Genomic DNA, 21,593 nt, shown 5'->3' with positions numbered 1-21,593 from the left:
CCGCAGGAGCATTACATGAAGAAGCTGCTTTCGATGCTGGCCGCCACCGGCCTGGCCCTCTCCTTCGCGACGGCCCACGCCGCAGACACCGCGGCCCCGGCTGCCTCCGCACCTGCCGCAGCCACCGCGGCCGCCTCCAAGCCGGCCAAGGCACCGACTGCGCAGCAGGGCAAGATGACCACCTGCAACGCCGATGCCAAGGACAAGAAAGGCGACGAGCGCAAGGCCTTCATGAAGGAATGCCTCTCGGCCAAGAAGCCCGCCACCCAGCAGGACAAGATGAAGACCTGTAACGCCGATGCCAAGACCAAGGCGCTCAAGGGCGACGAGCGCAAGGCGTTCATGAAGGAATGCCTGAGCAATAAGTGACATCCCCCTGAGGCGGCTGCGCCGCCTTTCCCCCTTCTCTCGCCGCGCTGCGCGCGGCGGGAAGGGGGACGATGCCGGTGGCCCGGCGAAGCCGGTTCCACGGCATCTGCTGGCCTGGCCTGCTCCGCGGCCTTCTGCTCCTTGGAGCATGAAAGCTGCCGGCGATGGCTGGACGCGCCCGGATGCCAGCATGGCATACGGGCGCATCTTTTTACCGGGTGCCGACGCCCCGGGCAAGGAACACGGCCAGCAGCGGGATCAGGGCCAGCAGGTGGGCCTCGATCATGACGAGGCGGCGCGTGCTGCGGATGGCGGTTTCGTCGGGAAGGGCGCCGGTGGCGCGCAGGGTCTTGCGCCAGCGCAGGAAGCGCATCGTGGGGGCGATGGAGAGCAGGCCGATCACCACGAACAGGGCGACCTTGGCATGCAGCAGCGGTTGCGGCCCGTACCACGCGGCGCCCTTCATGGCCCAGACAACCCGTGCCACGCCCGTGGCCAGGACGGCCAGGGCCGAGAGGCCGTAGATCAGGTCCACGCGCGCGAGGCGCTCCACGACGGCGGCATTCATCCATTCCTTGCGGCAGAGCGCGGCCTCGCTGGCAAGGAAGGTGGCCATCATCAGGATGGCCAGGAAATGGGCATAGGCCAGCAGGGCTTCGGTGGTCACGCGGCGATCCTTTGCATCGGAAGGGGTGGCGCATGGTAGCGCGCCCCGCCCTCTGCTTTCCGCCGCGTGGCGCTGCCGGCTATTTCTGCGCGGGCAGCGCGTAGGCGCGCACGCTGTCGCCGGGCTTGGTGCCCGTGGAGCCGTGCCCGCCGGCCACGACGAGCACGTACTGCCGGCCGTCTTCCCCCGTATAGCTCATCGGCGTGGCCTGCCCCCCCGCTGGCAGGCGGTCCTGCCAGAGGGTGCGGCCATCATTCAGGTCGTAGGCGCGCACGTAGTTGTCCAGTGCGCCCGAGTAGAACGCCACGCCGCCGCCGGTGAGCATCGGCCCGCCGATGCCCGGCACGCCCATGCGGAAGGGCAGCGGCAGTGGCGAGAGATCGCGCACCGTGCCGTTGCGGTGCTTCCAGGCCACTTCGCCGGTGCGCAGGTCCACGCCGGCCACATAGCCCCAGGGCGGTGCCTGGCAGGGCAGGCCCACGGGCGACATGAACGGCTTCATCGAGGCTGCGAAGGGCGCGCCGAAGTTCTCGTTCAGCGCCGGCAAGCTGCCCTTGGGCGGGCCACCCTCCTGCACCATCAGGCTGGTGTCGTCCTTGCGCGGCACCAGCCTGGAGACGAACGCGAGGTAGGTCGGCGTGGTGAACGCCACCTGCCGCTGCGGATCGACGGCGATGCCGCCCCAGTTGAACACGCCGAAGTTGCCCGGATAGATGATGCTGCCCTGCTCCGACGGCGGCGTGAAGCGGCCTTCATAGCGCAGGCGGTGGAAGGCGATGCGGCAGGCGAGCTGGTCGAACATCGTTCCGCCCCACATATCGCGCTCGGTGAGCGGCGGCGGGTCGAACGACAGGGCCGACTTCGGCTGCGTGGCCGCCGTGCGGTCGCCCTTGGCGGCGCCCTGCGGCGCGGGATGCTCGGTCACCGGCAGGATCGGCGTGCCGGTGCGCCGGTCGAGCACGAACAGCTCGCCCTGCTTGGTGGGCTGCACCAGTGCCGGCACGGTCTGCCCGCCCACCTGCAGGTCGATCAGCGTGGGCTGCGCGGGCACGTCGTAGTCCCACAGGTCATGGTGCACGGTCTGGAAGTGCCAGCGCACCTTGCCGCTGTCCAGGTCCAGCGCGACGACGGAGGACGAATATTTCTCCACCGCCGGGCTGCGGTTGCCACCCCACTGGTCGGGCGGCTGGTTGCCCATGGGCACGTACACCATGCCGAGCGCTTCGTCCACGCTGGAGATCGACCAGCTGTTGGGCGAATTGGGCGTATAGGTGCGGCCGGGCGGCAGGGGCGCCGTGTCGTCGGGGTTGCCGGAATCCCAGTTCCAGACCAGTGCGCCGGAATCGATGTCGAACGCGCGGATCACCCCGGATTGCTCCTTGACCGAGGCGTTGTCCAGCACCGTGCCGCCCACGATCACGAGGCGCTGCGTGACCACCACGGGCGAGGTGGAGTAGTAGGCGCCGGGGCGCAGGTTGGGCATGCGCTGCCACAGGTCGATCTGCCCCGTGCCGCCGCCGAAGTTGGTGCAGACGGCACCGCTTTCGGGGTTGAGCGCGATCACGCGGCCATCGGCCGTGGGCATGAAGAGCTTGGCGCGGCAGGCGGCGTCGGTGGAGCCTTTGCGGGCCGCGATGGGGGGCTGGCGCTGGTCCGCCGCCTGCGTGGCAGGTGCGGCCGGCTGCGTGGTGGTGGGCGAGGCATGCGGCGCGGGCTCGGTGCGCTCGCCACCCGCAGCGGCGCCTGCCACGGCATTGAGCGCCGCGGGCGACGCATCGGCGACGGGATCGCGCGGCGGCTGGTACGACAGCCCGCGGCAGGTCAGGTGCTGCAGCGCCAGCTTGCCCTCGATCTGCGGGTCGTACCGCCACAGCTGCTTGCCGGTGGTGGCGTCGAGCGCGATGACCGACTGGTGCGGCGTGCACAGGAACAGGCGGTTGCCGATCTTCAGCGGCGTGACCTCGTAGGTGGTCTCTTCCGGGTCGCCGTCCTTGCCGCGCACGTCGCCCGTGCGGAACTCCCAGGCCATCGTCAGCTGCGAGGCGTTGTCGGGCGTGATCTGCGCCAGCGGGGAGAAGCGCTGGCCATAGCCGGTGCGGCCGTAGGCATGCCATTCGCCGTCGGGCAGCGTGGGCGCGGCCTGGGCCGGGGCGGGAACGGATTCACCCGCCAGCTTGCCGGCCAGCTCATGCGGCGCGGTGAACCAGGACGCCGCCGCCAGCACGGCGGACAGCAGCAGCGCCAGCCCCAGCGCCATGCGCGGCATGCGCAGCGCGGAAGCCCGGGCCGCGGCATCGCCAGACGCGCCCGGCTGGAGCGGTGCGGGCCCGCGCAGCAGGGACCGGCGCATCCACGGCGTCGCGAGCCAGAGGCCGAGCACGAACAGCACATCCAGCCGCGCGGCGAGCGGCCACCAGTCCACGCCCACCTCCCACACCGCCCAGGCCGTGGAGCCCAGCAGGAGCGCGGCGTACACCCACAGCCCCCCCGCGGATCTCCGCGCGAGCAGCACGCCCGAAACCAGCAGCGCGAGCCCGGCGATGAGGTAGTAGGGGCTGCCGCCCAGAGAGACGAGCCATCCGCCCGCACCTGCAACGAGAACGCCTGTGATGCCGACGAGAACGCCGGTGATGCGCGCGAGGCCTGCCATGGTGTTTGTGTCCTTCGTGTCCATGCCCCGGCCGGCCATCGGCGCGGCAATGCGGCGGGATGGAGAAGAGGAACGGCCTGGAGGAACGAATCTAGGCGTGTGGAGCGTGCATGCCCCGTCGGCGCGTGGCCTGCACGCCTGTGGGGCGCGGCCTACACCACGCCCGAGTTGCCGAGCTCTAGCGCGCGCCGAACTCCTGCCGCACCCAGTCGTCGATCAGGCCCTTTTCGTACCGCAGCGGGTCGGTCCCGCCGCGTGCCGCACGCTCCATGAACGCGGGGTCGCGCAGTTCGCGGCGCCCCGACTGCAGCACCGAACCGTCGGCAGCCAGCCGCTGGAACTCGAGCACGATGCGCGGCGGATGGATGTCGCGCACGATCCGCACCTGCCCGGCCTGCGGGCCGCGCCAGGGCTCGAATCCGCCGGCACGCTGCACATCGGTGATCCGCACTTCCAGCCGCTGGCCCTCGGGCAGCGCCGCTGCCGCGGTTTCCGACAGGTACAGGCAGAGCGCGTCCACCCAGGCACGGCGGGCCTGCTCGGATTCGTGGGCACCGCGGCGGACATCGCTGAAGCCGGCCGGATCGGCATAGGTCACGCTGACGATGCCGGGCGGCGGCGAGCCCTTGGCCCGGGAAGGCGCCGCTGCGCCGTCGCGCCTGGCGGGCACGGCGGCGGCGTCCTGCGCGGGCGCCGGGGCTCCGCCGGGCGCACCCGCGCAACCGGCCAGCAGGCAGGCCAGCGCCAGGGCGGCCGACGCCCGGCCCGGGCCGGGGCGGCGCAGAAGGAATTGAAGCGGGGCAGGGAGTCGGTGCGTCATGGCGATGGAGGGGTCGGGAGGGGGAAAGCGGTGAGCGCATGCGCAGCGCGGCGCCAGAACGCCGGCTGCGCATAGTGGTGCTTGAGGTAGTCGATCCACAGCCGCACGCGCAGCGGCAGGTGGCGGGCATGCGGAAAAACCACATAGATGCCGTTGGGCGGCGCAGCGAAATCCTCCAGCACGGCCACCAGCCGGCCGGCGGCGATCTCGGCCTCCACCTCCCAGGTGCTGCGCCACGCAATGCCCCAGCCCCCCAGGCACCAGTCGTGCAGCACCTGCCCGTCGGAACAGTCGAGGGGGCCGGTGGGCTTGACATGCACCACGTCGCCAGGCGCGCCCCCCGGTTCCGCTGCGGACATGCGGAAGGCCCAGCCGCGCGTCTGCGACGCGTCGCTCGACAGCATCAGGCAGGCGTGCCGCGCGAGTTCGGTCGGATGCTTCGGCGTGCCGTGCCGCTCCAGGTAGGAGGGCGTGGCCACGCAGAGCCTGCGGTTGTCGGCGATGCGCACGCTCACCAGCGAGGAATCGGGCAGGTCGCCCACGCGCACGGCACAGTCGAATCCCTCCCCGGCCAGGTCCACCACGCGGTCGCTGAGATTGAGGGAAATGCGCACGTCGGGATGCAGGTCGCGGAACAGCGGCACCAGCGGCGCCACGTGGCGCCGCCCGAACCCCGCGGGCGCGGTGATGCGCAGGTGCCCCGTGGCCCGCGCCCCGCCGACCGACACGCTGGCCTCGGCCTCCGCCACGTCGGCCAGCAGGCGCTGGCAATCCTCCAGAAAGGCACTGCCCTCGTGCGTGAGGCTGATGCGCCGCGTGGTGCGCACCATGAGCTTTACGCCCAGGTGCTCTTCCAGGGCGTCCAGGCGACGCCCCATGATGGCGGGCGCCACGCCCTCGGCGCGCGCCGCGGCGGTGAGGCTGCCGCGCGTCGCCACCGACACGAACGACTCGAAGGCCTTGAGCTTGTCCATGGGCTGCGATTATCGGCAGCCTGTAACCGCGGGGGCATCCCGGCGCGTCACCACGCCCCGGCTGCCGGCACATCGCCCCCGGCGAGAGCCCCATAGGGGAAAGATCGATAGCTCTCAAAAATATAGCAAACCAATGGACACGGATGTTGCATGCCACAGGGTTTCAGCCCGTCTGGCCGCCCCACGGCGGATTCATGCAAAAAAGTCACGGGTTCTGCGATTCGAGGGTGGTTTATGCGGATAAAAAATTCAAATACAGTGGCTCCATCGGGGGAGTGGCCCCCGCGTACCTCCTTTGTTTCACCCGACCCAGCCCACCACACCATGACCGACCGCACCACCGTCCACGGCCTGCAAGTGGCCACGCTCCTGCACCAATTCATCGAAGAACGCGTGCTGCCCGGCACGGGCGTCGATGCCGCCGCGTTCTGGTCCGGCTTCGATGCCATCGTGCGGGACCTGGCTCCGCGCAACATCGCCCTGCTGGCCGAGCGCGACCGCCTGCAGTCCGAACTGGACACCTGGCACAAGGCCCACCCCGGCCCGGTCACCGACATGGCGGGCTACCGCGCCTTCCTGGAGAAGATCGGCTATCTCGTGCCGCAGCCCGCGGGCGTGCAGGCCACCACCGTCAACGTGGACGACGAGCTCGCCATCCAGGCCGGCCCGCAGCTGGTGGTGCCCATCCTGAACGCACGCTACGCCCTCAACGCCGCCAACGCGCGCTGGGGCAGCCTGTACGACGCGCTCTACGGCACCGACGCCATCTCCGAAGAGGGCGGCGCCGAAAAGGGCAAGGGCTACAACCCGGTGCGCGGCGCCAAGGTGATCGCCTTCGCGCGTGAAGTGCTCGACCAGGCCGCGCCGCTGGCCAGCGGCTCCCACAAGGACGCCGCAGGCTACAGCGTGGAAGGCGGCCAACTGGCCGTGCAGTTGCAGGGCGGCGCCACCACCGGCCTGCAGGATGCGGCCCAGTTCGTGGGCTACCAGGGCGATGCCGCAGCGCCCTCCTCGGTGCTGCTGCGCCACAACGGCCTGCACCTGGACATCCAGATCGACCGCAGCACGCCCATCGGCAAGACCGACCCGGCCGGCGTGAGCGACCTGGTGCTCGAAGCCGCGCTCTCCACCATCCTCGACCTGGAAGACTCCGTCGCCGCCGTCGATGCGGAAGACAAGGTGGCCGGCTACGCCAACTGGCTGGGCATCCTGCAGGGCACGCTGACCGAATCCTTCACCAAGGGCGGCCAGACCGTCACCCGCGGCCTGAACGCCGACCGCATCTACACCGCGCCCGGCGGCAGCGGCGAAGTGCGCCTGCACGGCCGCTCGCTCATGTTCCTGCGCAACGTGGGCCATCTGATGACCAACCCGGCCGTGCTGTGGACCGACGCGCAGGGCACGCAGCGCGAGATCCCCGAAGGCATCCTGGACGCCGTGGTCACCACCACCATCGCGCTCCACGACCTGCAGGGCAAGGGCCAGAACGGCATCCGCAACTCGCGCAAGGGCAGCGTCTACATCGTCAAGCCCAAGATGCACGGCCCGGCCGAAGTGGCCTTCGCCAGCGAGCTCTTCGCCCGCGTCGAAGGTCTGCTGGGCCTGCCGGAGAACACCGTCAAGCTGGGCATCATGGACGAAGAGCGCCGTACCAGCGTGAACCTGAAGGCCTGCATCGCCGCCGCCTCGGCCCGCGTGGCCTTCATCAACACCGGCTTCCTGGACCGCACCGGCGACGAGATGCACACCGCCATGCAGGCCGGCCCCATGGTGCGCAAGGGCGACATGAAGGCCAGCGCCTGGATCCAGGCCTACGAGAAGAACAACGTGCTGGTGGGCCTGTCCTGCGGCCTGCGCGGCAAGGCCCAGATCGGCAAGGGCATGTGGGCCATGCCCGACCTGATGAAGGCCATGCTGGAGCAGAAGATCGCCCACCCCAGGGCCGGCGCCAACACCGCCTGGGTGCCCAGCCCCACGGGCGCCACGCTGCACGCCCTGCACTACCACCAGGTCAACGTGGCCGACGTGCAGAAGGAACTGGAAAAGACCAGCGCCGATGCCGAACGCGACAACCTGCTGACCGGCCTGCTGACCATTCCCGTGGCCGCCAACCCGCAATGGACCGATGCAGAGAAGCAGCAGGAGCTGGACAACAACGCCCAGGGCATCCTCGGCTACGTGGTGCGCTGGATCGACCAGGGCGTGGGTTGCTCCAAGGTGCCCGACATCCACGACGTGGGCCTGATGGAAGACCGCGCCACGCTGCGCATCAGCAGCCAGCACATCGCCAACTGGCTGCTGCACGGCGTGGTGACCGAGGACCAGGTGCGCAAAACCTTCGAGCGCATGGCCGCCGTGGTGGACCAGCAGAACGCGGGCGATCCGGCCTACCGGAAGATGGCCGGCCGCTTCACCGAGTCCGCCGCCTACCAGGCCGCCTGCGACCTGGTCTTCAAGGGCGTCGAACAGCCCAGCGGCTATACCGAGCCGCTGCTGCACGCCTGGCGGCTGAAGGTGAAGGCTGGCTCGGCCCGCTGATCCGCGTCCGCTCCGCCCCGAAGGCACCCGAGAGGGTGCCTTTTTTCATGGCGGGAAGACCTCCCACGACCACCGGACACCCCCGAAAGCACAGCACGACCAGAAATAAACATCAAGTTACAATCAGGGTTTACCCTGACAAAAATCATGAAATTCCAAGATTTATCCATCGGAAAGCGTCTGGCGCTGGCCTTCGGCCTGCTGACGTTTTTCATCGTGGGCATGCTGGCCGTCGGCACGTGGCGGCTGCAGTCCGTCGCGCAGGACACCGCCGCGATGATGAACCTGCCCCTGGCGAAGGAGCGCCTGATCTCGGACTGGTACCGCACCATCTACACCAACGTGTCGCGCCATGCCCTGGTCGCACGCAGTAGCGACACGGCCCTGGCCGGCCGGTTCACGCAGGAGAACGCAGCGGCCTCCCGCCAATCGACGGAGCAGCAGCAGCAACTGGCCCAGCTCATCTCCGGCCCTGAAGAACAGGCGCTCTTCGACCGGGCCGGCGTGCTGCGCAAGCAGTTCGTCACCGCGCGCGATGCGATCTACCAGGCCAAGGTCGACGGCCGCTCGGACGATGCCCAGCGCATCCTGGACACCGAGTTCACCCCGTCCGGCAAGGGCTACCTGGATGCGCTGCAGGCCTTGCTGGACTTCCAGCGCAAGCAGATCAACGAAGCCGCCGCCTCGGTGCACAGAAACTACGAAAGCGGCCGCAACGCGCTGGTCCTGCTGGGCCTGCTGGCCACCGTGGCGGCCGTGGCGCTGGCGCTGGGCATCACGCGCAGCGTGACGCGCCCCCTGCACCGCGCCGTGTCGGTGGCGGAGGCCGTGGCCGGCGGCGACCTGACGGCGCGCTCCGCCAGCACGGCGCGCGACGAGATGGGCCAGCTGCTGCGGGCCCTGGACGCCATGGCCACGCAACTGCGTGACACCGTCGGCCAGGTGCGCCGCGGCGCGGACGGCATCGCCCTCGCGTCCAGCGAGATCGCCACCGGCAACCTGGACCTGTCCAGCCGCACCGAAGAGCAGGCCAGCGCGCTGCAGCAGACCGCCGCGTCGATGGAGCAGATGACCGCCACGGTGCGGCAGAACGCGGACAACGCCGCGCAGGCCGACCAGCTGGCGCGCTCCGCGTCCGACATGGCGGTGCGCGGCGGCGAGGTGGTGGGCAACGTGGTGACGACGATGGGCGGCATCCACAGCGCTTCGCGCAAGATCGTGGACATCATCGGCGTGATCGACTCCATCGCCTTCCAGACCAACATCCTCGCCCTCAACGCCGCCGTCGAGGCCGCCCGGGCCGGCGAGCAGGGCCGCGGCTTCGCCGTCGTCGCTTCCGAGGTCCGCACCCTCGCCCAGCGCTCGGCCACCGCCGCCAAGGAAATCAAGGCGCTCATCGACGATTCCGTCACCCAGGTGGACGCGGGCAACCGGCTGGTGGAAGAAGCAGGTACGGTGATCCGCGACGTGGTGACCGGCGTGCGCCGCGTGACCGACATCGTGGCCGAGATCAGCGCCGCCAGCCAGGAACAGACCAGTGGGCTCGAACAGGTGAACCGGGCCGTCGCACAAATGGACCAGGTCACCCAGCAGAACGCCGCGCTGGTGGAAGAAGCAGCGGCCGCCACGGGCTCGCTGGAGGCCCAGGCCTCGCACCTGGTGCAGGCCGTGGCGGTCTTCCGCCTGGCCGAATCGGGAACGGCAGTGCCGCGCCTGGCGGCCTGAAAGTCCGCCCGCTCCGGGTGGCGGATATTCCAGAAGGCCCCTTGCCACGCCACCGATGGCAATGGCGCACGTCTTCCAGGGGGCCTACACTGCCCGCATGCCCGACGCCGCCCTGCTTCCGGACCCTGGCCGCTGCCCGCTGTGCGGCCAGAGCAACCAATGCGCCATCGCGGCTGGCCAGCCGGCAGACACTTGCTGGTGCATGGGCGCCCTGGTGAACCCTGCGGCCCTGGCTTCCGTGCCGGATGCAGCACGGGGCATGGCCTGCCTCTGCCCTCGCTGCGCGGCCGGCGCAGGGACATCCCCGGACACCGCCGCGGCCATGCCGCCGATATGATCGGCGGACTGTTGTCTTCGCCATTCAAAGGAATCCGTCCATGCCCACGTACCACATCGAAATGATGGAAGGCCGCACCGTCGAGCAGAAGAAAAAGCTCGTGGAGGAAATCACCCGCGTCTCTGTCGAGATCCTCGGCGGCTCGCCTGAATCCGTGGACATCCTCATCACCGATGTGAAGCGCGAGAACTGGGCCACGGGCGGCAAGCTCTGGTCCGAGAGGCAGTGAGCATCCCCCTGAACGGCTGCGCCGCGGGGCGGCCCTTGCGCGGCGTCTGCTGGCGCAGGCCGAGCCTCCCGCGCATCGGGGTGCTCCCGCCAGCCCCGCCCCGAGGCATCGCATGACGGGTTCGGCGGCGCTGCTGCGCGAGCGCTACGGCGAACGCTACCGGTGGCTGCTGCTGCTCTCGGTCATGGTCGGCACCATGGCGTCGATCATGTCGTCCACCATCGTGAACGTGGCCATCCCGGACATGAGCCACCACTTCACGCTGGGGCAGGCACGCGCCCAGTGGGTCACATCCGGCTTCATGGTGGCCACCACCGTGGCCATGCTCACCACACCCTGGCTGCTGGCGCGCTACGGCTACCGGGCCACCTACGTGGGGGCCATGGTCCTGCTGCTGGTCGGCGGCATCGGCGGCGGCGTGGCCGGCCAGTACGAGCTGGTGCTGCTGGCCCGCGTGCTGGAGGGCCTGGCGGCCGGCGTGGTGCAGCCCATCCCGGCGGTGATCATCCTGCACGCCTTCCAGCCGCACGAGCAGGGCCGCGCCAGCGGCATCTTCGGCATGGGCGTGGTGCTGGCGCCCGCCATCGGCCCGAGCGTCGGCGGCCTGCTGGTGGACTGGTTCGGCTGGCGCTCCATCTTCTTCATGGTGGTGCCGTTCTGCATCGCCTCGCTCGCCCTCGCCTACAAGTACGTGCCGGTCAGCAGCCCGGGCGGCGTGGCCGCGGACCGTGCCGGAGCCTCGCTCGACTGGGCCGGCCTGCTGCTCGGCGCGGTGGGCACGCTGTGCCTGCTCAACGGACTGGTATCGCTGCGCGACGGGCCCGCAATCATGTCGGCCGTGCTGCTCCTGGCCGCGCTCGCCGCCCTGGCCGCGTTCATCGCCTGGGAGCGGCGCATGCTGGTGCGCGAGGGCCGGCCGCTGATGGACCTGCGGCTGTTCGAGGTGCGGCAGTTCGCCATGGGCAGCATCGTGGCGTTCATCTACGGCACCGCGCTTTTCGGGTCCACCTACCTGCTGCCGGTGTTCCTGCAACTGGGCCTGCAGATGTCGGCATCGCACGTCGGCACGCTGATGCTGCCTGCGGGCATCGTGCTGGCGATCACCATTCCCCTGGTCGGGCGCATGGCCGACCGCCAGCCCACGCACCTGCTCGTGGGCATCGGTCTGGCGCTGCTGGCACTGTCCTTCGGCCTGATGGCGTTCGCAGGCCTGCACACGGCCCTGTGGCTGCTGGTGGTCTTCGCGGTGCTGGGCCGCATCGGCCTGGGCTTCATCCTGCCGTCCCTCAACCTGGGCGCGATGCGGCCGCTGCCCAAGCCGCTCATCGCGCAGGGCTCGAGCGCCATCAGCTTCGTGCGCATGCTCGGCGGCGCGGCCGGCGTGAGCCTGTGCGGCATCGTGCTCGAATGGCGCATCGCCGCGCACGGCGATTCGCTGCAGAATGCGGTCAGCAGCCCGGAACGCATCGCCGCCTTCGGGGAAACCTTCCTGCTGCTCACCGGGCTGTGCCTGCTGGCCCTGGTGGCCGCCTGGCAGCTGCGCCCGCCGCGCGAAAGCTGACCGCCCGCCTGGCGCCGCACGTCCCGCGCCGCGGGGCCCGGCGCGAGGCAGCCGCTCCTACGATATTTCTCTGCCCCTCCATCGACCATGTGCCAGTTGCTCGGAATGAACGCCAACACGCCCACCGACGTGACCTTCAGCTTCACGGGGTTCGCGCAGCGCGGCGGCAGGACGGGCGACCACTCCGATGGCTGGGGCATCGCCTTCTTCGAGGACAAGGGCCTGCGCCATTTCGTGGACCATGAACGGGCCGTGGATTCGCCGATCGCGGAACTGATACGCCGCTACCCCATCCGCAGCCGCAACGTCATCGCGCACATCCGCAAGGCCACGCAGGGCAGCGTGACGCTGCAGAACTGCCATCCGTTCGTGCGCGAACTCTGGGGCCGCTACTGGGTGTTCGCGCACAACGGCGACCTGAAGGACTTCCGTCCCCGCCTGCATTCGCACTTCCATCCCGTCGGCGCCACCGACAGCGAGCACGCGTTCTGCTGGATCATGCAGGAGCTCTCCAAATCCCATGCCGACGTGCCCAGCGTGCAGGAACTGACCCTTACCCTGCGTGAACTCGCCGCGCACATCGCACCGCACGGCACCTTCAATTTCCTGCTGTCCAACGGGCAGGCCCTCTGGGCCCATGCGTCCACCCACCTCTGCTACATCGAGCGCCGGCATCCGTTCTCGCAGGCCTGCCTGTGCGACGAGGACCTGAACGTGGACTTCTCGGCCCACACCACGCCGCACGATCGCGTGGCGGTGGTGGTGACGGCCCCCCTGACCAGCGACGAAGTCTGGACGCCGTTCCGCAGCGGCGAACTCAAGGTGTTCGTGGACGGTGCCTGCCAGGCTTTCTGACCGCGGGGCGGCTTGCGCCGCGATCAGGCGGCAGCAACCCGGTCGGCGATGGACGGCACCTACCGGGCCTGGCGGTTTCCGCCTTGCTGCCACCGAACCGGTCCCCTGCCTCCATGCCATTGCTCCCACGCTTCCATGATGTCTCTCCTGCCCTTTTGGCCCTGATCCTGGCGAGTGCCGCGCTGTCGGCCACCGTGTCCACCGCCGGAGAGCCGTCCGGCCGCATTCCCGCCGTGAAGCTCTACGACACGGCGGACCGCCGCGTGGCGTTCGTGAAAGGCACCGTGCCGGCCCTGCGCAAGGTGCCTGCCCGGGAGTTCTGGCTCAGCGATTCGGTGGAGGCGTGGGAGCAGGACGTGCATCCCGCCCCACGCCGCCAGTACGTGGTCACCCTCCAGGGCGAGCTCGAATTCCAGGTCAGCGACGGCTCCACCTTCCGGCTGGCGCCCGGCACCGTGCTGCTGGCGGAAGACACGGACGGCACGGGCCACCGCTGGAAGATGCTGCCAGGCAGCGCGCCCTGGGTGCGGATGTACCTCCCCATGGCGGGAACCGATGACGGTTTCGAACCGTCACGCTGACTTCCCGGCGGTCTTTCCGCGCGTCAACCCAGAGGTTTCCACACCGGAGGCTCGGGATCGGGGAAGCACGGCGACGGGCTTCCGGGGCGCAGCATGGCCTCGCGCTGACGGCGTCGCTTGAGTTCCCTCGGCTTGGCCGCGATGCGGCCCGAGGCGGCGTCGGAACAATGGCGATGGGACTTGGACATGGCGAACTCCGTCTTTTTCAGCATGGAGCCCCATTGGCGCACCGCAGCGGGATGACCGTCCGTCGGACGCAGGCGCATCCGGCGACCCGACAAGGCCCATGGCCATGCCAGCCGAACGCCACATCTCCCGGCAGAGTGGCAGCCACGGGCGATGGATGCCACGGCCCGGAAAGACTTGATGCAAGTCAAGATACCCCATCCGTGTAGGACAGGCACTGCGCCTTCGCTGACACGGCTTCGATCCCCAGGCCGGCGCGGCGGGACCGGCATGGGCGATACAACGGTTCCATCCGATCCACACACCACAAGGAGCGAAGCCATGCCAACCGACAAGACCACGCTTTCGCCGACCCGCGTCGGCCCCTCCGCTGACGGCATCGCCGTGGAGCACCGGCCGGGCTACGGAGTGCCCTCGCAGGATCCGCGGCCTTCGGCACAGATCCCCCTGACGCCCGAGGAAGCAGAACGCGAAGCAGGCTCCGTCCTGGCCGGGGGCGGCGTCATGGCCGGTGCCGCGACCGGCGCTGCCGTGGGGGGCGCCATGGCCGGCCCGATCGGCGTGGTGGTCGGGGTGGCCGTGGGAGGCGTGGCCGGAGCGGTGGGAGGCGCGGCCGCCAGCAAGGCCGTTGCCACGGACCCGCACGACATTCCGCAGCCCGCAGGGGCAGAGCCCCGGTCCGGAAGCCAACGGTGACCAGCGCCGAGGCGCGCCCGATCGCCCGCCGGCAGCCGGCGCAGGAATGCCTTCCGGGCATGGCCCGGACGTTTCATTACGAGGGTGAAATGGAAACGGGAAATCTGGTGCGGCTGGCGGGGATCGAACCCACGACCCTTGGCTTCGGAGGCCAATACTCTATCCACTGAGCTACAGCCGCGTGCGGGCCCTTGCGGCCCGGATCGGGATTATGGCACGGCGTTGCGGGACGACTGGCAAATCTTCCAGGGGATGCCCTTGGACAGCGGATCGAAGCTGGCCGACACGTCGAACCCCAGGCCGCGCAGATAGGCATCCACCGCTGCGCGGCCGGTTTCCGCCAGGCCGAACGCCGCGCCGCCCAGCAGCCAGACCTGCATCAGGCCGTCGAACAGCGCCTGCAACCCTACGGCCGCCACTTCCGCCGAGGACGGCAACTCCACGCCCTGGTCGCTGGCCGCCAGGGCCAGTTCGGCAGCGAAGTGATGGCGGAACTCCAGACTGGCCTCGACGTGGCGGTCCCGCACGGCCGACAACTCACCCACGTATTCCACGCGGAACATCGCGATCTCGAACACGCGGCGCACGGATTCGTCCTTTTCCAGGCTGCGCAACACGAAGTCGATCACCGCCCGCAGGCGCTGCAGCGGGGACATGCGGCCATGGTCCGCACACCCGCCGCTCGCGCACTCCAGCGGAAGCGCCATGCGTTCCATCATGGCGTTGAACAGGTCCACCTTGTCCTTGAAATGCCAGTAGATGGCGCCGCGCGTGGCGCCCGCGGCCTGGGCGATGTCGTTCAGGGATGCGTTCGAAACCCCCTTCTGATAGAAAACATGTTCTGCAGCATCCAACAGGCTGTTGCGGGTGGCGACCGCATCTTCCTTGGTACGTCGGGCCATGTGGGGAGTCTCCTTGATTCTGCACGGGCTGGCGGCGAAGGGCGGGCATCTCGGCCTGCGCTTCGCGAAGCAGCATTCCACAATTATACATTCATGTTTGTATGTATAATCCCGCCAAAATTCAAGGGCCGCCGCATGGGTTTGACGTCGCTCAATGCCATGCGGAAGCCTTTTCCCCTGCGCCGATCCGGAAGGACTTCCATGTACCGCTTGAGTGTCGAACCTGCTGTCTCCGCCGCCCCGCTCCGCCGCACAGCGCGGTCGGGGCTTTTCTGCCTGGCCCTGCTCGCCGCCGCCGCACTCGCGGCCTGCGGGAAGTCGGGCGGGTCCGCCCAGCAGGGCCAGGGCGGCACCCCCCCACCGCCGCAGGTGGGCGTGGTGACCGTCTCTCCGGGCGATGTGGGCCTGGTGACGGAACTCCCGGGCCGCCTGGAAGCGTCGCGGGTGGCCCAGGTCCGCGCCCGTGCGGCCGGCATCCTGCAAAAGCGCCTTTTCACCGAAGGCAGCGACGTCAAGGCGGGCCAGCGCCTGTTCGCGATCGACGACGCGCCCTACCGCGCTTCGCTCGAAAGCGCCCAGGCGAGCGTCGCCCAGGCCGAGGCGAACGTGGGCCAGGCCCGTGCTTTGGCAGAGCGCTACAAGCCGCTGGTGGCCGTCAATGCCGTGAGCCGGCAGGAATACGACAATGCGGTCGCCTCCCAGAAGACGGCGGAGGCCAACCTGGCGGCCGCGCGTGCGTCCGTCACCACGGCCCGCATCAACCTGGGCTACGCGGCCGTGACGGCACCCATCTCCGGCCGCATCGGCCGCGCGCTCGTCACCGAGGGTGCGCTGGTGGGCCAGGGCGAAGCCACGCAGCTCGCGGTGATCCAGCAGATCGATCCGCTCTACGTCAACTTCACCCAGTCCGCCTCGGACGCGCTGAAGCTCAAGGCCGGCCTCGCGAGCGGCAAGTACAAGCAGGCATCCAAGGGCGCCGCCTCGGTGAGCGTGGTCATGGAAGACGGCAGCGTGCATCCGCAGACGGGCAAGCTGCTCTTCACCGACCTGTCGGTGGATCCCACCAGCGGCCAGGTCACGCTGCGCGCCGAAGTGCCCAATCCCGAACGCCAGTTGCTGCCCGGACTGTACGTGCGCGTGCGCCTGGAGCAGGCCCAGGTGGATAACGGAGTGCTGCTGCCCCAGCAGGCCGTGACGCGCTCCGCCAAGGCCGATACCGTGATGGTCGTGGGCCCGGACAACCACCTGGCGCCGCGGCCCGTGAAGCTCGGCCCGGCCCAGGGCACCAACTGGGTCGTGCTGGATGGCCTGAAGGCTGGCGAGAAGGTCATGGTGGACGGCTTCCAGAAGCTGCCCCGCGGCAAGCCGGGCGACCCGATCGTGGTGCAGCCGGTGCCGTGGCAGGCCGCCGGCGCCGCGCCCGCGGGCAGTGCACCGGCACCCGCCGCCGGAGCCTCCGCAGCCCAGGCCCCCGCCTCCAGCGCCTCCGCCCCCGCGAAGCAGTAACCCCCAGAACACGGAGCGCGGCACATGGCCAAGTTCTTCATCGAACGGCCCATCTTTGCATGGGTCATCACGATCTTCATCATGGTGATGGGGGCAATCTCCATCGCCAAACTGCCCATCGCGCAGTACCCGGCCGTGGCGCCACCGACCATCCAGGTGTCGGTGGCCTACCCTGGCGCCAACGCCCAGACGCTGGAGGACAGCGTGCTCGCCGTCATCGAGCGAGAGATGAACGGTGCCTCGGGCCTGGCTTATGTCGAGACGACCAGCCAGGCCAACGGCACGGGCACGATCGTGCTGAGCTTCGAGCCCGGCACCAATGCCGACCTGGCCCAGGTGGACGTGCAGAACCGCCTCTCGCGCGCCACGCCGCGGCTGCCCTCCGCGGTGACGCAGCAGGGCGTGCGCGTGGAGCAGTCACGCTCGAACTTCCTGATGTTCGCCATGCTCACGACCGAGAACCCCGACGTGAGCATCGAGGCGCTGAACGACTATGCAGCGCGTAACGTCGTGCCCGAACTGCAGCGCGTGGCCGGCGTGGGCACGCTCACGCAATTCGGCGCCGAGCGCGCCATGCGCATCTGGGTGGACCCGGCGAAGCTCAAGGGCTTCAACCTGTCGCTCGACCAGGTGAACGCTGCCATCCGCGCACAGAACGTGCAGGTGTCGGCCGGCAACCTGGGCGACCTGCCCGCCGAGCAGGGGCAGCCGGTGTCGGCGACCATCGTCGTGAAGGGGCAACTCAACAATGCCGAGCAGTTCGGCAATGTGGTGCTGCGCGCCAATACCGACGGCTCCAGCGTGCGCCTGAAGGACGTGGCCCGCATCGAACTGGGTTCGCAGAGCTACAGCACGAGCGCGCGCCTCAACGGCAAGCAGGCCGTGGGCCTGGGCGTGCAGCCCACGCCGTCGGCGAACGCGCTGGCCACCGCCAAGGCGGTGCGTGCCAAGCTGGAGGAACTCAAGAAGTTCTTCCCGCAGGGCGTGAGCTACGTGGTGCCCTATGACACCTCCAAGTTCGTCTCGGTGTCCATCGAGAAGGTGGTGCACACGCTGATCGAAGCCGTGGTGCTGGTGTTCATCGTGATGTTCCTGTTCCTGCAGAACTTCCGCTACACCATCATCCCGACCATCGTGGTGCCCGTGGCCCTGCTGGGCACGTTCGGCGCGCTGCTGGCGATGGGTTTCTCGATCAACGTGCTGACGATGTTCGGCATGGTGCTGGTGATCGGCATCGTGGTGGACGACGCCATCGTGGTGGTGGAGAACGTCGAGCGGATCATGGCCGAGGAAGGACTGCCGCCGCTGCAGGCCACGCGCAAGGCCATGGGCCAGATCTCGGGCGCCGTGATCGGCGTGACCGTGGTGCTGATCTCGGTGTTCGTGCCGCTGGCGTTCTTCGCCGGTTCCACCGGCAACATCTACCGCCAGTTCGCGGCGACGATGGCCACCTCGATCGCGTTCTCCGCGTTCCTGGCGCTGTCGCTCACGCCGGCGCTGTGCGCCACGCTGCTCAAGCCGGTCGATCCCGACCACCATGCCGAGAAGAAAGGTTTCTTCGGCTGGTTCAACCGGTCCTTCAAGAGCACGACGCATCGCTACGAAGGCTGGCTCGGCAAGCTGCTGCGTCGCAGCGGCCGCATGATGATCATCTACGCCGTGCTGCTGGGCGCCGTGGCGCTGGTGTACACGCGCCTGCCGACCTCGTTCCTGCCGAACGAGGACCAGGGCTACATCATCACCAACATCCAGCTGCCGGCCGGCGCGGCGCAGTCCCGCACCAGCGACGTGCTGCACCAGGTCGAGGACTTCATGCTCAAGCAGCCGGAGGTCGAGAACATCGTCACCGTGGCGGGCTTCTCCTTCTCCGGCCAGGGGCAGAACGCGGGCCTGGCCTTCGTGATCCTGAAGGACTGGAGCGAGCGCTCGGGCGCCGAGCACTCGGCGGCTGCGATTTCCGGACGGGCCTTCATGGCGCTGTCGAGCATCCGGGATGCCTTTATCTTCGCGCTGAGCCCGCCCCCCATACCCGAACTGGGCACCGGCACCGGCTTCAACTTCCGGCTGCAGGACCGCGCCGGCCAGGGCCACGATGCCCTGGTCGCTGCCCGCAACCAGATGCTGGGCATGGCCTCGCAGAGCAAGGTGCTCGCGGGCGTTCGCCCTGACGGCATGGAAGACGCGCCGCAGATGCAGATCGACATCGACCGCGACAAGGCGAACGCACTGGGCGTGGGTTTCGACAGCATCAGCAGCGCGCTCTCCACGGCCCTGGGCTCGGCCTACATCAACGACTTCCCGAACCAGGGCCGCCTGCAGCGGGTGGTGGTGCAGGCCGACGCCGCGGCGCGGATGCGCCCTGAATCGGTGCTGGACCTGCCGGTGCTCAACGCCCAGGGCCAGACGGTGCCGCTGTCGGCCTTCGCCTCGACCCGCTGGATCACGGGCGCCATGCAAACCGTGCGCTACAACGGCTATCCGGCGATGAAGATCGCGGGCGACGCCGGCCCCGGGTTCACCACGGGTGACGCCATGGCCGAGATGGAAAAGCTCGCCGGGCAGCTGCCTCCGGGCTTCGGCTTCGAGTGGACGGGCCAGTCCCGCGAGGAAAAGCTCGCGGGCTCGCAGGCCACGGTGCTGTACGCGTTCTCGCTGCTGGCGGTGTTCCTCTGCCTGGCGGCGCTGTACGAGAGCTGGTCGATCCCGTTCTCGGTGATGCTGGTGGTGCCGCTGGGCGTGCTGGGCGTGCTGCTCGCGACGCTGCTGCGCGGCATGTCCAACGACGTGTACTTCCAGATCGGGCTGGTGACCATCATCGGGCTCTCGGCGAAGAACGCCATCCTGATCGTGGAGTTCGCCAAGGACCTGCAGGCCGAGGGCAAGAGCGTGCTGGAGGCGGCGCTGGAAGCCGCCCACCTGCGCTTCCGCCCCATCGTGATGACCTCGCTGGCCTTCACCCTGGGCGTGGTGCCGCTGTTCATCGCCTCGGGTGCGAGCTCGGCGAGCCAGCGTGCCATCGGCACGGGCGTGATCGGCGGGATGATCACCGGCACGGTGCTGGCCGTGGTCTTCGTGCCCGTGTTCTTCGTGCTGGTGCGCTCCTTCTTCAAGGGCAGCAAGCGCCAGCAGGAGCATGACGCGCACCAGGCCCAACTGCACCGGCATGCCACGGATGGGGAATAAGCCCGACCACGAACGGCAGGAGAAGAACACCATGCAAGCAACCTCCCGCGCACGCCTCGGCGCGCGCCCCCTCCTCTGCGCAGCCGCCGCTGCGGCGCTGCTCGCCGGCTGCAGCTTCATTCCCACCTACGAGCGCCCGGCGGCGCCGGTGCCCGCGGCCTACCCGGCCGCAGGCGCGGCGGCGCCGGCCGGCGCCCGGGCCGCCGCGGACATCGACTGGCGCGAGTACTTCGCCGATCCGCGGCTGCAGCGCCTGATCGCGCTGGCACTGGAGAACAACCGCGACCTGCGCGTGGCCGCGCTCAACATCGAGCAGGCCCGCGCGCAGTTCCAGATCCAGCGCGCGGGGCAGTTCCCCACGGTGAACGCCGCGGTGAACGCATCGCGCCAGCCAAGCGCCACGACCGGCCAGTACGTCAACAACTACCAGGTCGGCCTGGCGGTGTCCGCCTGGGAGATCGATTTCTTCGGCCGTATCGCCGCGCTCAAGGAACAAGCCCTGGCGCAGTACTTCGCGACCGAGGAAGCCCGCCGCGCCACCCAGATCAGCTTGGTCGCCTCCGTGGCGTCCGGCTGGTTCAACCTGCTGGCCGACGAAGAACTGCTCGACATTTCCCGCCGCACGCTGCAGACGCGCGACGAATCCGTGCAGCTCACGAAACTGCGGCTCGAGAATGGCGTGAGTTCCGAACTCGACTACAGCCAGGCCCAGGGACTGGCGAAGGCGGCGCGCGCCACCTTCGCGCAGCAGCAGCGCCAGCGCCTGCAGGACGAGAACGCGCTCGCCCTGCTGCTGGGCCAGCCGCTGCCGCAGGAGATCGCCGCCACGCTCGATGCGCGCACGCGCCTGGCCGACGCACCCGCCATGCCGTCACTGCCCGCCGGCCTGCCGTCCGACCTGCTGGTGCGCCGCCCCGACATCCGCCAGGCCGAACAGCAACTCGTGGCCGCCAATGCCAACATCGGCGCAGCCCGCGCCGCGTTCTTCCCGCGGATATCCCTGACGGCCAGCGCCGGCACCGTCAGCAACGAGCTGTCGGGCCTGTTCAAGAGCGGTTCCTGGGCCTTCTCGCTGGCGCCGCAGCTGGCGCTGCCGATCTTCGACGGCGGCCGCAACCAGGCCACGCTGGACTCCGCCCGCGTAGGCCGCGACATCGCCGTGGCGCAGTACGAGAAATCGATCCAGACGGCTTTCCGCGAAGTGTCGGATGCACTGGCGGGCCAAGCCACGCTGGGCGAGCAGTTCGCCGCGCAGCGCGCACAGGCCACTGCGGACTCCAAGCGCTTCGAGCTATCCGACCTGCGCTACCGCAACGGCGTGGCGAGCTACCTCGACCTGCTGGATGCGCAGCGCTCGCTGTTCACGTCGGAGCAACTGGTGGTGCAGACGCGGCTCTTGCAGTTGCAGAACCAGGTCGTGCTGTACAAGGTGCTCGGCGGCGGCTGGACGGCGGCCCAGGAGACCCCGCCTGCGGGTGGCGGCACGGCAGCGCCGAACTCCTGAGAACGTGTTCAAAGTCTCCTGATCAGGAGAACCAGGAACGCTAGGTGGACGAACTGCAAGCTGGTGTTGAGCCATCGCTCGCAGTTCTTCCACAGCCTCCTGTTCTTCTCCAACCAGGCAAAACTGCGCTCTACGATCCAGCGCCTGGGCATGACCTTGAACGTGCGCAGCTCGTTTCGCTTGGCGATCTGCACCGTCACATGCCCACCCAGGATCTCCTGTACACCTTGCGCGAACGGCTTGCCCACGTAGCCGCTGTCGCACAGCAGGCTTCGCACTTGACCCAACGCGGGCTTGCAGCGCTGCAGCG

General features: G+C 69.2%; 19 protein-coding genes and 1 tRNA gene. 12 read left to right on the top strand and 8 right to left on the bottom strand.

Annotated elements, in window-relative coordinates; translation table 11 throughout:
- Positions 1-15 precede the first annotated feature (15 nt).
- On the top strand, positions 16-369 hold the full coding sequence (locus T336_RS0121170; protein ID WP_019703902.1) for a PsiF family protein: 354 nt from the start codon (positions 16-18) through the stop codon (positions 367-369).
- 211 nt (positions 370-580) lie between these two features.
- Here T336_RS0121170 and T336_RS0121165 read toward each other — a convergent pair whose 3' ends face one another.
- From T336_RS0121165 to T336_RS0121150, 4 genes are all read right to left on the bottom strand, one after another.
- Entirely contained in the window at positions 581-1,036 is a 456-nt protein-coding gene (locus T336_RS0121165; RefSeq protein ID WP_026434027.1) for a DUF2214 family protein, read from the bottom strand.
- 79 nt (positions 1,037-1,115) lie between these two features.
- A complete protein-coding gene (locus T336_RS0121160; protein WP_026434026.1) occupies positions 1,116-3,686 on the bottom strand; it encodes a glucose/quinate/shikimate family membrane-bound PQQ-dependent dehydrogenase in 2,571 nt (856 codons plus the stop codon).
- Between the two features lie 178 nt (positions 3,687-3,864).
- The gene (locus T336_RS0121155) at positions 3,865-4,506 is read right to left on the bottom strand and encodes a DUF3016 domain-containing protein (RefSeq protein ID WP_019703900.1); all 642 of its coding nucleotides are present in this window, start codon (positions 4,504-4,506) and stop codon (positions 3,865-3,867) included.
- Positions 4,503-5,480, bottom strand: coding sequence for a LysR family transcriptional regulator (locus tag T336_RS0121150; protein WP_026434025.1), 978 nt, complete (start codon positions 5,478-5,480; stop codon positions 4,503-4,505). Before T336_RS0121150 ends, T336_RS0121155 begins: the two co-directional genes overlap by 4 nt.
- Before the next feature lie 324 nt (positions 5,481-5,804).
- Here T336_RS0121150 and T336_RS0121145 point away from each other — a divergent pair, with 324 nt between their 5' ends.
- The 7 genes from T336_RS0121145 to T336_RS0121115 all read left to right on the top strand — a co-directional run bounded on the left by T336_RS0121145 (position 5,805) and on the right by T336_RS0121115 (position 13,306).
- Positions 5,805-8,018 (top strand): malate synthase G, encoded by a 2,214-nt coding sequence (locus tag T336_RS0121145; RefSeq protein ID WP_026434024.1) that lies wholly within the window; start codon positions 5,805-5,807, stop codon positions 8,016-8,018.
- 147 nt (positions 8,019-8,165) lie between these two features.
- Entirely contained in the window at positions 8,166-9,743 is a 1,578-nt protein-coding gene (locus T336_RS0121140; protein WP_026434023.1) for a methyl-accepting chemotaxis protein, read from the top strand.
- Positions 9,744-9,798: 55 nt separating this feature from the next.
- A complete protein-coding gene (locus tag T336_RS0121135; RefSeq protein WP_404821598.1) occupies positions 9,799-10,080 on the top strand; it encodes a cysteine-rich CWC family protein in 282 nt (93 codons plus the stop codon).
- Positions 10,081-10,120: 40 nt separating this feature from the next.
- Positions 10,121-10,309, top strand: coding sequence for a 4-oxalocrotonate tautomerase (locus T336_RS27625; RefSeq protein WP_011793588.1), 189 nt, complete (start codon positions 10,121-10,123; stop codon positions 10,307-10,309).
- 112 nt (positions 10,310-10,421) lie between these two features.
- The gene (locus T336_RS0121125; protein WP_026434022.1) at positions 10,422-11,870 is read left to right on the top strand and encodes a DHA2 family efflux MFS transporter permease subunit; all 1,449 of its coding nucleotides are present in this window, start codon (positions 10,422-10,424) and stop codon (positions 11,868-11,870) included.
- 87 nt (positions 11,871-11,957) lie between these two features.
- Positions 11,958-12,725, top strand: coding sequence for a class II glutamine amidotransferase (locus tag T336_RS0121120; protein WP_019703894.1), 768 nt, complete (start codon positions 11,958-11,960; stop codon positions 12,723-12,725).
- A gap of 113 nt (positions 12,726-12,838) precedes the next feature.
- Positions 12,839-13,306 carry a cupin domain-containing protein gene (locus tag T336_RS0121115; RefSeq protein WP_050858938.1) on the top strand — a complete coding sequence of 156 codons (468 nt, stop codon included), beginning with the start codon at positions 12,839-12,841 and terminating at the stop codon, positions 13,304-13,306.
- 23 nt (positions 13,307-13,329) lie between these two features.
- On the opposite strand, the gene T336_RS27165 is transcribed toward T336_RS0121115, so the two are convergent.
- The gene (locus tag T336_RS27165) at positions 13,330-13,494 is read right to left on the bottom strand and encodes a hypothetical protein (protein WP_167333664.1); all 165 of its coding nucleotides are present in this window, start codon (positions 13,492-13,494) and stop codon (positions 13,330-13,332) included.
- Positions 13,495-13,813: 319 nt separating this feature from the next.
- Here T336_RS27165 and T336_RS0121110 point away from each other — a divergent pair, with 319 nt between their 5' ends.
- Positions 13,814-14,188 carry a hypothetical protein gene (locus T336_RS0121110; protein ID WP_019703892.1) on the top strand — a complete coding sequence of 125 codons (375 nt, stop codon included), beginning with the start codon at positions 13,814-13,816 and terminating at the stop codon, positions 14,186-14,188.
- Positions 14,189-14,293: 105 nt separating this feature from the next.
- Here the strand turns inward: T336_RS0121110 and T336_RS0121105 are convergent.
- Both T336_RS0121105 and T336_RS0121100 read right to left on the bottom strand, forming a co-directional pair.
- Positions 14,294-14,369, bottom strand: a tRNA-Arg gene (locus T336_RS0121105).
- 28 nt (positions 14,370-14,397) lie between these two features.
- Positions 14,398-15,090 carry a TetR family transcriptional regulator gene (locus T336_RS0121100; RefSeq protein WP_019703891.1) on the bottom strand — a complete coding sequence of 231 codons (693 nt, stop codon included), beginning with the start codon at positions 15,088-15,090 and terminating at the stop codon, positions 14,398-14,400.
- A 201-nt stretch (positions 15,091-15,291) separates the two neighbouring features.
- Between T336_RS0121100 and T336_RS0121095 the strand changes: the two genes are divergently transcribed.
- Genes T336_RS0121095 through T336_RS0121085 form a run of 3 tightly spaced genes read left to right on the top strand, consistent with a single transcriptional unit; the run spans position 15,292 to position 21,283 of the window.
- Positions 15,292-16,596 (top strand): efflux RND transporter periplasmic adaptor subunit, encoded by a 1,305-nt coding sequence (locus T336_RS0121095; protein ID WP_026434021.1) that lies wholly within the window; start codon positions 15,292-15,294, stop codon positions 16,594-16,596.
- Positions 16,597-16,620: 24 nt separating this feature from the next.
- A complete protein-coding gene (locus tag T336_RS0121090) occupies positions 16,621-19,779 on the top strand; it encodes an efflux RND transporter permease subunit (protein WP_026434020.1) in 3,159 nt (1,052 codons plus the stop codon).
- 31 nt (positions 19,780-19,810) lie between these two features.
- Positions 19,811-21,283 carry an efflux transporter outer membrane subunit gene (locus tag T336_RS0121085; protein WP_026434019.1) on the top strand — a complete coding sequence of 491 codons (1,473 nt, stop codon included), beginning with the start codon at positions 19,811-19,813 and terminating at the stop codon, positions 21,281-21,283.
- A gap of 8 nt (positions 21,284-21,291) precedes the next feature.
- On the opposite strand, the gene T336_RS0121080 is transcribed toward T336_RS0121085, so the two are convergent.
- A partial coding sequence (locus T336_RS0121080) for a transposase (protein WP_026434018.1) occupies positions 21,292-21,593 on the bottom strand: 302 nt, incomplete at its 5' end.

The organism is Paracidovorax oryzae ATCC 19882 (assembly GCF_000687165.1).
In the GTDB taxonomy this organism is placed as follows: domain Bacteria; phylum Pseudomonadota; class Gammaproteobacteria; order Burkholderiales; family Burkholderiaceae_C; genus Paracidovorax; species Paracidovorax oryzae.
This window is presented reverse-complemented; position numbering and strand designations above follow the sequence as displayed.